Origin of the sequence: Enterococcus rivorum, from assembly GCF_001742285.1 — a bacterium.
Lineage (GTDB): Bacteria > Bacillota > Bacilli > Lactobacillales > Enterococcaceae > Enterococcus_L > Enterococcus_L rivorum.
Genome location: NZ_MIEK01000054.1, coordinates 1 through 12,618 on the forward strand (window position 1 = coordinate 1; position 12,618 = coordinate 12,618).

A 12,618-nucleotide genomic window follows, 5' to 3' on the forward strand; every position below is an offset into this window, starting at 1 on the left:
ACCATGGACACCCTTGTTTTCGACTAGGTACTTTCCGTTACTTGGACGTACTCGGGACTTTAACCCGTTAGAGTTTGACCATGCCGGGCAAACAAAAAAAGCCTGATTCTAAAAGAATCAGGCTGGGAGAAGCACCAAGTACTTCAACTACTTTATCATCGCATTTTCGTACGTTGATAAGAATGATTTCGTATTAAAATATACTTTGTTTACACCCTTTTGTCAATCTATTTTTCATTCTTAAAAGATAAAAAAGCCTGTAACAAAATCCCTTTTGAAAAAGAATTTCTGTTACAGTGCTCTTATTTTTCTTTAAAAATATTTCTTTGCAGGCTCTACAACTAAGTAACGGTAAGGTTCGTCACCTTCAGAATGAGTTTTAATGTATTCATCTTTACTTAGCGTATAATGAATTTGTTTTCTTTCAAAAGCAGGCATTGGTTCTAAAAATACTGGCCGTCCTGTTTGTTTAACTTTTTCTGCTGTTCTCTCTGCTAAACGCTGTAAAATTGCTTGACGTTTCTCGCGATAGTCACCAACATTAACGACTACAGATAATTTGTTAGTTGTGGTACGATGGATAAATACTTGTGCTAAATATTGAAGAGCATTTAGAACTTTTCCATGTTTACCAATCAGAATACCTTGTTTATTGGAATCTAAGTGAAAAATAATCACTTCATCTGTTCGTTCCAAGCGTACCAAAGCAGGGGCATTTAACTCTTTTGTAATATTGGTTAAATACATCGCTAATTCAGTAATTGCTTCTTCGTCCTCTAGCTCTTCTAAAACTTTTGTTTCTTTTGAGTTAGATAATGTTGCTTCACTCTCAGTTGCTTTCATTACTTCGTCAGCGACAACGATATCTTCGACTGTTTCTTCAACAGCTTCTGTAATTTGTTCGCTCACCGTAGGTTCAATTGATACTTGTGCTAATTTTTTACCAAAGCCTAAAAATCCTTTTTTTCCCGTATCTAAAATTTGAATCTCTACTTTTTCCTTTGTTAACCCTAAAGCTTGTAACCCTTTTGATGTTGCTTCTTCAACTGTAACTCCCTCATAAACTGGCATTTTGACAACCTCCTTTATTTCTTCTTGCGTTTTTTCTTAGGATTTTGTGCTTTTTCCAACGCTCGCTCTTGTTCCTTCACTTTTCTATCTGCTTCTGCTCGTTCTTTGCGAATCTTAAATGGATTGTTTAATAACAATGTTTGACCTACTTGGAAAGCATTTGAAACTACCCAGTATAAAGACAATCCACTCGCTAACGTCATCCCCATGAAGAAGATCATAGCTGGCATTACAAAGTTCATTATTTTCAATGATGCATTTGATTCTATTTGACTCATACTTGTTAGATAACTACTTGCAAAAGTAAACAAGGCTGCTAAAACTGGCAAAATAAAATATGGATCCGGTTGCCCCAAATTTAGCCATAAGAAACTTCCTTGCTTTAATTCTGGTACTCTTGAAATCGATTGATACAAGGCCATCATAATCGGCATTTGTACAAGTAACGGTAGACATCCTGCATATGGATTCACATTATTTTCAGAATAAAGTCTTTGCTGCTCTTCACGAAATAGTCGTTGTGTTTCAGGATCTTTAGAAGAATATTTTTGCTGCAACGCTTTTAATTTAGGTTGCAACTCCTGTGTTTTTCTCATACTTTTCGTTTGGAAATGCATAAGCGGTAATAAAATAATTCGAATAATTAAGGTAAATAAGATAATTCCAATCCCTGTATTAGCTGCAAAGGAAAGCGCCTTAATTGCTTCCGCAAAATAAAAAACAATATATCGATCCCAAATTCCAGTACTGTTTTGATCAATTGCTCCGGTTCCGCAGGCAGACAAAACAAAAAGCAAAGTAACCAGGCCACCCATTAATAGTAAACGTTTATATTTTTTCACAAAAACTTTTCCTTTCTTATTCCAAAATATTGGCAAGCTTTAAAACATGCTCTAAATTCGTTTGAATTTCTTTTGATGTTAACTTTTCTACGCCTGGTCTTGCAATAATAATAAAATCACAAGTTGGATGAATAGATGCTTTTAATTGATACACAGTCGCTCGAATTTTTCTTTTAACTGAATTTCTGACCACTGCATTTCCTATTTTCTTTCCAACGGAGATCCCCACTCGAAAATGTTGCTGCTCCGGTTTTTCTAGAACATACACAACGAATCTTCGATTTGCACAAGATTGCTTTTTAAAGAACACTTCTTGAAATTCTTTTTCTTTTTTTACTCGGTAGGATTTTCTCATTTCTATCCCTTTGTCTCTTTCTTTTTACTTACTCTACAATAATAGCATATTTAGCGTATATTTTTTAACCTTTTCTTACAAAACTGTAGAGAGTTTCAACGAATAGTCTCTGTCTTTTTAAATCAGGCGATGATAAAAATAAATTCTATTTTTTCTATTTAAACGCCAATAAGGCGCTATTTACGAAAAAAATCTATTTTATCTTCTTCACGACTGTTAGTGATTAAACTAACTTTCATCCTCTGCTAACCACTGTAACGCAAAGTACTTTTAGTCGCTTCAATTTCATATAATACCATTGTTCTTCTTTTTTTTCAGTATTTTATACTGTGCTTGCGCAAAAATGAAACAGGTTTCTTTCTTTTGGTTACTTTAACTCACAAAAAATACTACATTAGGCAAAAGAACCCTTTATTATCCTCACACTAAACTTGGTGTAAAGATAACAAAGGGCTCTTAAATTTAGTAGTTTTTATGTTCAGCAATAATTAAGCTGAAATAACTTTTCTGCCTTTACGACGTCTGCTAGCTAACACACGACGACCATTTTTAGTACTCATGCGTTTACGGAATCCGTGAACTTTTTGACGTTTACGTTTGTTTGGTTGATATGTTCTTTTCATCCCTGTTCCACCTCCTGAAATTGTAACTATCCATCAATATATAGACATACTTTGATAGTATAACGAGTAATAGGGTGATTTGTCAATAATATTCATCGAAATATTTTCTTACGCTTAAAAAGAAGTTCTTTACCTAAAACCCAAAATAATTGTCCACAGAAACATTTTTTTGGGTATTTGCCTGTGGATAGTTTTTTTATATTTTCAGACTGATTCTGTTTTATCCTTGAGTTTTTCACAAAAAAACACGTTGTTAAAAAGTTATGCACATGACGTTTTTTAATTGTGCATAACTCCTAAAAACATTATTATATCAACTCTAATTATTCATAGCGTTCTGTGGATAAGATTTGTTTTATATAGTTTTCCACATTCTTTTTCATGCTTGTGTATATCTTTTTTACTGTTTGTTAATTTTTTTTCCACAATTCACATTTGCTTGTGGAAAAAGTTGCGAAAAAATGCTAAACTTTTAGATGCTTATTCTATTTCTATTTATTTCATTTTTTATAAATCAAAATGAATAGTCTTTGAATTTTTATTACTATATAGAAATCTATTATTAAGGAGGTCACTCTATGCCAGATATGGACAGTTTCTGGAAAAATCTTGAAGAAACGTATCAATCCATTTTGTCCGTTCCTAGTTTTGATGCTTGGATAAAAACGACACACCCACTGAAACTAGAGAACAATCAGCTTTGGCTTGAAGTACCGTCTGCTGTTCACAAAGATTATTGGGAAAAAAACTTAGCAGCAAAAATTGTAGAGACTGGCTTTAAATTGACTGGTTCTGAAGTGATGCCACATTTTGTCATTGCTGGTGAAACAGAAGAGAGAGCTGTCTTAAAGGACAATGTTGCTATGGAATCAGAAACACCCGAGCGATTTACAGAACATAGCAAAAAAGCAATGTTAAATCCCAAATACTCTTTTGACACTTTTGTTATCGGTAAAGGGAATCAGATGGCACATGCAGCAGCTCTGGTTGTAGCAGAAGATCCAGGGTCGATTTATAATCCTTTATTCTTTTATGGCGGTGTTGGGTTAGGAAAAACTCATTTAATGCACGCAATTGGTCATCAAATGTTGCTAAATCAACCAGATGCGAAAGTAAAATATGTCAGTAGTGAAACCTTTACGAATGAATTTATTAACTCCATTCAAACAAAAACATCTGAACAGTTTCGAAAAGAATATCGAAATGTTGATTTACTATTAGTAGATGACATTCAATTCCTTGCAGAAAAAGAAGCAACGTTAGAAGAATTTTTCCATACATTTAATGATCTCTACAATGAAAATAAACAAATTGTTTTAACAAGTGACCGACCACCTAACGATATTCCCAAACTTCCTGAACGATTAGTTTCACGTTTTGCTTGGGGGCTATCCGTTGATATTACACCACCTGATCTTGAAACTAGGATTGCGATTTTAAGAAAAAAAGCGGATGCAGAACGTTTAGAAATTCCAGACGACACACTTAGTTATATTGCCGGACAAATCGATTCTAATATAAGAGAACTTGAAGGAGCATTAGTTAGAGTACAAGCTTATGCAACGATTAACGGTGAAGATATTAGTACAAGCTTAGCTGCTGATGCATTGAAATCACTAAAATCTACTGGCAATAAAAATCACTTATCTATCTTACAAATTCAAGAAGAAGTCGCGAAGTATTATCATATTCAGCTGAAAGATTTAAAAGGGAAAAAACGTGTTAAATCAATCGTAGTACCTAGACAAATTTCTATGTACTTGTCTAGAGAAATGACCGATAACTCATTACCTAAAATCGGTGCTGAATTTGGAGGAAAAGATCATACAACAGTGATTCATGCCCATGAAAAAATTCAACAACTTTTAGAAAAAGATCCAACGATGCAAAAAGAAGTCAATGAAATCAAAAATTTGCTAAATTCATGAGTTGTGGAAAACTTTTAAGATTTTCAAAAAGTTATACACAGGTTATACACAAGTGGAAAACTTATTCTATATTTGCTTTTTCTACTTTTCCACAGAATTAACAGGACCTACTACTTTTATTATATTTATATATATAAATACAAACGAATTCATCCATGAAAAGATGTCTTTTCAAATTTAATTATAAGGAGTTTTTACTATGAAATTTACTGTAAAAAGAAGTATATTTTTACAAGAGTTACAAACGGTTCAACGAGCTATTTCTTCCAAAACAACTATTCCCATTTTGACAGGGGTTAAAATTGTTCTAAATGATGAAGGATTAACACTAACAGGGAGTAATGCAGACATCTCTATTGAAAGTTTTTTAAGTAAAGAAGAAGAAAAAGCTCAAATGACTATCGAACGAACAGGAAGCATTGTTTTAATGGCTCGTTTCTTTGGAGAAATCATTCGTAAACTTCCTGAAGAATTATTTACAATGGAAGTGCTAGATAACAACCAAGTGGCAATCACTTCAGGAAAAGCTGATTTTACGGTAAATGGATTAGATGCAGATAATTATCCACACCTTCCAGTCATTGATGCTACTAACCAAATTAAATTACCTGTCCACCTGTTAACAAAAATTATTGGCGAAACTGGTTTTGCTGTTTCTTTACATGAAAGTCGCCCAATCCTTACAGGTGTTCACTTTATTTTAGAAAATCAAAAACTTTTAGCTGTCGCAACTGATTCACATCGTCTAAGTCAGAGAATTATCCCAATTGAGCAGTCTGTGGATAACTTTAATATTGTCATTCCAGGAAAAAGCTTAACGGAACTTTCTCGTTCATTTACAGATGAAGAAGAAATGGTAGAAATCAGTATTATGGAAAATCAAGTACTCTTCAAAACTAAAACCATGTACTTTTATTCAAGATTGCTAGAAGGAAACTATCCGGACACTAATCGTTTAATTCCAACCAGCTTTAACACTGAGATTGATTTCTATGTCCCAGAACTTTTATCAGCAATTGAACGTGCCTCTTTACTATCCCATGAAGGCCGTAATAATATCGTCCGTTTATCAATCGCTTCAGATTCCGTTGTCCTTTATGGAAATTCTCCTGAAATCGGAAAAGTGGAAGAAGAATTGAATTATGAAAAAGTTACCGGAGATCCACTAGAAATTTCTTTCAACCCAGATTATATGAAAGATGCCCTACGTGCTTTCGGAGATATGAGCATTACAGTGAAATTTATTTCAGCTATCCGTCCGTTCACATTAGAACCAACTGAAACAGATTTAAACTTCATTCAATTAATTACTCCTGTACGGACAAATTAAGAGGGGTTTAAGGCTTTTTAAGAGATAAGTAACCTATCTAACTAAAAGAAACCAAAAATCTACTAGAGCTTGCTTAAAAGAGCAAAAATACATAGTAAGAAATGAGACTTTCATTTCAACTACTATGTATTTTTGCTTTTTTATGTAACTAAAAAAGCTTTCTTCAAGTAAACAGGCTGTAAAAGCGCTTTTTTTTATAGGTATTGTTAAGCTATTTTCACAATAAATGAAAACGAAATGAAAAATTACAAATCTTAATCAAGCAGATTTTAGTCTTAAATTGCATTTTAAGACTTCTATTTTCCTTTGAATAATTTTTGTCGTTTAACTTCAAAATTGCTTAGAAAGAAAATTAGACGGATAAATTTGTTTTATCTCTAAAAAAAGGGTATAATATTAAGGTACGAAGTGAAAATTAAAAGAGGGATGTATCTTGAAAAAAACGCTGATTTTAGAAACTGATTTCATGACGTTAGGACAGTTTTTAAAAGAAATTAATGTCATTAGTAGTGGTGGCCAAGCAAAATGGTATTTGGCTGAAAATAGTGTTTTTGTTGACGGAGAATTGGAAAATCGTCGTGGACGAAAATTATATGCCGGTATGATGATTGAGTTACCTGAAGAAGGTACTTTTTTTATGGTAAAAAAAGGGACAGAGACTGCAGATGAGACTGAGTGAAATTTCTTTGCAACACTATCGTAATTACGATTCACTAACGCTAGATTTTCCCAAAACATTAAATATTTTTTTAGGAGAGAATGCCCAAGGGAAAACCAATCTTCTAGAAAGTATTTATGTTTTAGCAATGACTCGTAGTCACCGAACTAGCAATGAAAAAGAACTGATTCACTGGGATTCAGATTCTGCCAAAGTAAGTGGAATTATTGAAAAAAAGACTGGAACTGTCCCGTTGGAATTGATTGTATCCAATAAAGGCAGGAAAACAAAAGTAAATCATATAGAACAAAAACGTTTGAGTTCTTATATCGGTCAATTAAATGTCATTTTATTTGCACCAGAAGATTTATCTTTAGTAAAAGGATCTCCTCAAATTAGACGGAAATTTATTGATATGGAACTGGGGCAAGTCAATCCAATTTATCTTTATGATTTGGTCCAATATCAATCTGTTTTGAAGCAAAGAAACCAGTACCTCAAACAATTGGCAGATAAAAAGCAATCAGATACTATCTACTTAGATATTTTAACGGAACAATTGGCAGATTTTGGTAGTAAAGTCTTGTTCGCTAGATTAGAATTTATCAAAAAATTAGAGTATTGGGCTAACTTATTGCATAAAAAAATCAGCCATGGAAAAGAAGAACTATTTATCGAGTATTCTTCCAGTACCCCAATAGATAAAGAAACATTTTCACAAGAAGGAATCCAAAAACAACTACTACAAAGTTTACTTGACAATCGCAAACGAGAATTATTTAAAGTGAACACCTTTTTAGGCCCTCACAGAGATGATTTAATGTTCATTGTGAATGGTCAAAATGTTCAGACCTATGGATCGCAAGGGCAGCAAAGAACTACTGCCTTAAGTGTGAAACTAGCTGAAATTGATTTAATGTTTGCAGAAACAGGGGAATACCCTGTTTTGTTATTGGATGATGTAATGAGTGAATTGGATAATGAAAGACAACTTCATTTATTAGAAACCATTGAAGGAAAGGTTCAAACTTTTTTAACAACAACGAGTTTGGATCATTTAAATAATAAACTAACTGTTGAACCAGATATATTTTATGTTCATCAGGGAGAGATAGAGAGGGATAGTTCTATATGACAGAAGAAGAGAAGAATATGAAAGAACGTGCCAAAGAATATGATGCCAGTCAGATTCAGGTATTAGAAGGCCTTGAAGCTGTTCGTAAAAGACCGGGAATGTATATTGGATCTACTAGTTCAGAAGGATTACACCATTTAGTATGGGAAATCGTAGATAACTCTATCGATGAGGCCTTAGCTGGTTTTGCATCTTCTATCCAAGTAGTCATTGAAAAAGATGACAGTATTACTGTTATCGATGACGGTCGGGGAATTCCCGTTGGGATTCAAGAAAAAACTGGACGCCCAGCTGTAGAAACCGTCTTTACAGTTCTACATGCCGGAGGAAAATTCGGCGGTGGCGGTTATAAAGTATCCGGAGGTCTTCATGGAGTAGGTTCGTCTGTTGTAAATGCACTGTCTACAATATTAGATGTTAAAGTTTACAAAGATGGCAAAATTTACTACCAAGAATTTCATCAAGGAGCAGTAGCAGCGGATTTAAAAGTCATTGGTGAAACAGAACGACATGGTACAACAGTCCATTTTGTTCCTGATCCAGAAATTTTTACAGAAACAACAACATTTAATTTTGATAAATTAGCTACACGTGTGAGAGAATTAGCTTTCCTTAATAGAGGATTAAAAATTTCAATTGAAGATAAACGTGAAGAATCACCAGTTTTGAAAGAATATCATTATGAAGGCGGAATTAAGAGCTATGTAGAGCATTTAAATGCCAATAAAGAAGTTCTATTTCCAGAACCAATCTTCATTGAAGGGGAACAACAAGATATCATTGTAGAAGTATCTATGCAATATACAGATGGGTACCATACAAACTTGTTAAGTTTTGCAAACAATATTCATACTTATGAAGGGGGAACTCACGAATCTGGGTTCAAAACTTCTTTGACACGTGTGATTAATGATTATGCCCGTAAGCAGAAAATCATGAAAGAAAATGATGAAAACTTAACGGGAGAAGATGTTCGTGAAGGATTAACAGCTGTAGTCTCAATCAAACATCCAGAACCACAATTTGAAGGGCAAACAAAAACAAAATTAGGAAATTCAGAAGTTCGTACAGTGACTGATCGCCTGTTCTCTGAATACTTCAACAAATTCTTAATGGAAAATCCTTCTGTTGGGAAACAAATTGTCGAAAAGGGATTATTAGCTTCTAAAGCTCGGATGGCTGCAAAACGTGCTCGTGAAGTGACACGTCGGAAAGGCGCTTTAGAAATCAGTAATTTACCTGGTAAATTAGCTGACTGTTCTAGTAAAGATCCTGAAAAATGCGAATTATTCATCGTCGAAGGAGATTCAGCCGGAGGATCAGCAAAACAAGGACGTAGCCGTGAATTCCAAGCGATTTTACCTATTCGAGGAAAAATTTTGAATGTTGAAAAAGCTAGCATGGAGAAAATTTTAGCTAATGAAGAAATCCGTTCGTTATTTACTGCAATGGGAACAGGATTTGGCGCAGATTTTGACGTAGCAAAAGCTCGTTACCATAAATTAGTAATTATGACTGATGCGGATGTGGATGGCGCTCATATTAGAACCTTATTATTAACATTATTCTATCGTTTTATGCGTCCAATTGTAGAAGCTGGTTATGTTTATATTGCACAACCACCTTTATATGGTGTGAAACAAGGGAAAAATATTACCTATGTTCAACCAGGGAAAAATGCAGAAAATGAATTAGCAGAATTAATTGAATCACTACCTGCTTCTCCAAAACCTAGCGTACAGCGTTATAAAGGGTTAGGAGAGATGGATGATCATCAACTATGGGAAACAACAATGGATCCAGAAAGACGAATGATGGCCCGTGTAAGTGTTGATGATGCTATTGAAGCCGATCAAGTATTTGAAATGTTAATGGGTGATAGAGTAGAACCACGTAGAGCCTTTATCGAAGAAAATGCTCATTACGTTAAAAACTTAGATATTTAATCAAAGCTAGAAATAATAGAAGACAGACCTGACAAAAGTAAGAGTACCATTCCCTTTATGCGTTTAACTTCATTAGAAGGAGTGGACATCGAACTTTTAGAAAAGTAAGGAGTAAATTCATGAGTGAAGAAATAAAAGAGAACATTCAAGATGTAAATCTTACCAGTGAAATGAAAGAATCCTTCATTGATTACGCAATGAGTGTTATCGTAGCACGTGCATTACCAGATGTTCGTGATGGTTTGAAGCCAGTTCATCGTCGAATTTTATATGGAATGAATGAGTTAGGCGTAACACCAGATAAACCACATAAAAAATCAGCTCGTATTGTCGGAGACGTTATGGGTAAATATCATCCCCATGGTGACAGTGCGATTTATGAATCCATGGTTCGGATGGCACAACCATTCAGTTACCGTGCCATGCTAGTAGATGGTCATGGGAACTTTGGTTCTGTCGATGGAGATGGAGCCGCAGCAATGCGTTATACGGAAGCAAGAATGAGTAAAATTGCTTTAGAAATGTTGCGAGATATTAACAAAAATACAGTAGACTTTCATGGAAACTATGATGATTCAGAACAAGAGCCAGATGTCTTACCTGCACGTTTTCCCAATCTATTAGTCAATGGAACAACAGGTATCGCTGTAGGGATGGCAACGAATATTCCACCCCATAACTTAACTGAAGTCATTGAGGCTGTCGGTTTATTAATGGAAAATCCAGAAGTGACGACCCAAGAATTAATGGAAGTGTTACCTGGACCTGACTTTCCAACAGGTGGTTTGGTTATGGGAAAATCAGGGATTCGTCGTGCGTATGAGACGGGTAAAGGGTCAATTACAGTCCGAGCAAAAGTGGATATTACAGAAATGCCAAATGGAAAAGAACGAATCTTAGTTACTGAATTACCATACATGGTAAATAAAGCCAGATTAATCGAACGGATTTCAGAATTGCATAGAGAAAAACGTATTGAAGGGATTACCGACTTACGTGATGAATCTTCACGTGAAGGAATGCGCATTGTTATCGATGTTCGTCGTGATGTTAGTGCATCAGTTATTTTAAATAATCTTTATAAAATGACATCATTGCAAACATCATTTGGGTTTAATATGTTAGCAATCGAAAATGGTGTGCCTAAAATCTTAAGTCTAAAACAAATTCTGGAAAATTACGTAGCGCACCAAATCGTTGTCATTACTCGTCGTACAGAATTTGACAAAAACAAAGCTGAGGCACGTGCTCATATTTTAGAAGCCTTGCGAATTGCTTTGGATCACATTGATGAAATAATTTCAATTATCAGAGGATCAAAATCTGATGATGAGGCTAAATCTTCATTGATTGAGCGCTTTGAATTTTCTGATCGCCAAGCTCAAGCTATTTTGGATATGCGTTTACGCCGATTAACTGGTTTAGAACGAGACAAAATTGAAAACGAGTACCAAGAATTATTGAAATTTATTGCTGACTTGAAAGATATTTTGGCTCGTCCAGAACGAGTGCTTGAAATTATTAAAACGGAGTTAGGTGAAATTCGTGATAAATTTGGAGATAAACGCCGTACAGAATTATTAGTCGGTGAAGTACTAAGTTTAGAAGACGAAGACTTAATTGAAGAATCTGAAGTGGTCATTACCTTAACAAACAACGGATATATCAAGCGAGTAGCCAATAGCGAATTTAGAGCACAACGTCGAGGTGGGCGTGGTGTTCAAGGAATGGGTGTTCATGACGATGATTTTGTGAAGAACCTTGTTTCCTGCTCAACCCATGATACGTTACTATTCTTCACTAATAACGGGAAAGTGTACCGAGCAAAAGGCTATGAGATTCCAGAATACGGTAGAACGGCAAAAGGAATCCCAGTAATTAACATGTTAGGTATTGATTCCAGCGAGAAAATCCAAGCAATTATTGCAGTGGAAGGACAAGCCGAAGAAGGACATTTCTTATTCTTTACAACAAGAAAAGGAACGGTAAAACGTACCGCTGTCAAAGCATTCTCCAACATTCGCAGTAATGGATTAATTGCAATTGGACTTAAAGAAGAGGATGAATTAGTCAATGTTGTCATGACAAACGGAGAACAAACGATGATAATCGGTACGCATAAAGGCTATTCTGTTCGATTTGATGAAAAAGCTGTCCGTGATATGGGACGTACTGCGTCTGGTGTTCGAGGAATTCGTTTACGAGACGATGATTTCGTCGTAGGAGCCTCTCTATTAGATGATAATGATGAAGTGCTAGTTATTACTGAAAATGGCTACGGCAAGCGTACAAAAGCTACGGAGTACCCTGTTAAAGGGCGTGGTGGTAAAGGAATTAAAACTGCAAACATTACACCGAAAAATGGTCCATTAGCTGGCTTGACGACAGTTCGTGGAGAAGAAGATATTCTATTAATTACCAATAAAGGCGTAATTATTCGTTTCAATGTAGATTCTGTTTCTCAGACAGGTAGAGCAACACTAGGGGTTCGTTTGATGAGAATGGAAGATGAAGCAAAAGTTGTAACGATGGCGGTTGTTGAACCAGAAGAAATTGAAGAGATTGTTGAAGAAATAGAAATTGTTGAAACAATTGAAGAAATAGAGACAACCGAAGAATAGAGAAGAGGTTGAGACAAACACCCATGAGGGCTAACGCCCTCACCAAACAGAATGAAAATAAAGTGATCGACCTGCAGGCTTTTTCCTGTCATACTAGAGATGACAGAAG

General features: G+C 35.0%; 10 protein-coding genes. 6 read left to right on the forward strand and 4 right to left on the reverse strand.

Annotated elements, in window-relative coordinates:
* Positions 1-312: 312 nt before the first annotated feature.
* From jag to rpmH, 4 genes are all read right to left on the reverse strand, one after another.
* On the reverse strand, positions 313-1,071 hold the full coding sequence (jag, locus tag BCR26_RS14675) for an RNA-binding cell elongation regulator Jag/EloR (protein WP_069699723.1): 759 nt from the start codon (positions 1,069-1,071) through the stop codon (positions 313-315).
* A gap of 14 nt (positions 1,072-1,085) precedes the next feature.
* The gene (locus BCR26_RS14680; protein ID WP_069699731.1) at positions 1,086-1,913 is read right to left on the reverse strand and encodes a YidC/Oxa1 family membrane protein insertase; all 828 of its coding nucleotides are present in this window, start codon (positions 1,911-1,913) and stop codon (positions 1,086-1,088) included.
* Between the two features lie 16 nt (positions 1,914-1,929).
* Positions 1,930-2,268 (reverse strand): ribonuclease P protein component, encoded by a 339-nt coding sequence (gene rnpA, locus BCR26_RS14685; RefSeq protein ID WP_069699724.1) that lies wholly within the window; start codon positions 2,266-2,268, stop codon positions 1,930-1,932.
* Positions 2,269-2,756: 488 nt separating this feature from the next.
* The gene (gene rpmH, locus BCR26_RS14690; protein WP_002356012.1) at positions 2,757-2,891 is read right to left on the reverse strand and encodes a 50S ribosomal protein L34; all 135 of its coding nucleotides are present in this window, start codon (positions 2,889-2,891) and stop codon (positions 2,757-2,759) included.
* Between the two features lie 578 nt (positions 2,892-3,469).
* On the opposite strand from rpmH, the gene dnaA reads away from it, so the two are divergent.
* From dnaA to gyrA, 6 genes are all read left to right on the forward strand, one after another.
* The gene (gene dnaA, locus BCR26_RS14695; protein WP_069699725.1) at positions 3,470-4,819 is read left to right on the forward strand and encodes a chromosomal replication initiator protein DnaA; all 1,350 of its coding nucleotides are present in this window, start codon (positions 3,470-3,472) and stop codon (positions 4,817-4,819) included.
* A gap of 199 nt (positions 4,820-5,018) precedes the next feature.
* Positions 5,019-6,149, forward strand: coding sequence for a DNA polymerase III subunit beta (gene dnaN, locus BCR26_RS14700; protein WP_069699726.1), 1,131 nt, complete (start codon positions 5,019-5,021; stop codon positions 6,147-6,149).
* Positions 6,150-6,582: 433 nt separating this feature from the next.
* Positions 6,583-6,828 carry a S4 domain-containing protein YaaA gene (gene yaaA / locus BCR26_RS14705; RefSeq protein WP_069699727.1) on the forward strand — a complete coding sequence of 82 codons (246 nt, stop codon included), beginning with the start codon at positions 6,583-6,585 and terminating at the stop codon, positions 6,826-6,828.
* Entirely contained in the window at positions 6,815-7,942 is a 1,128-nt protein-coding gene (gene recF, locus BCR26_RS14710; protein WP_069699728.1) for a DNA replication/repair protein RecF, read from the forward strand. Before yaaA ends, recF begins: the two co-directional genes overlap by 14 nt.
* On the forward strand, positions 7,939-9,888 hold the full coding sequence (gene gyrB, locus BCR26_RS14715; RefSeq protein ID WP_069699729.1) for a DNA topoisomerase (ATP-hydrolyzing) subunit B: 1,950 nt from the start codon (positions 7,939-7,941) through the stop codon (positions 9,886-9,888). The genes recF and gyrB overlap by 4 nt, the downstream gene beginning before the upstream one ends.
* A 119-nt stretch (positions 9,889-10,007) precedes the next feature.
* Entirely contained in the window at positions 10,008-12,509 is a 2,502-nt protein-coding gene (gene gyrA, locus BCR26_RS14720; protein ID WP_069699730.1) for a DNA gyrase subunit A, read from the forward strand.
* Positions 12,510-12,618 lie beyond the last annotated feature (109 nt).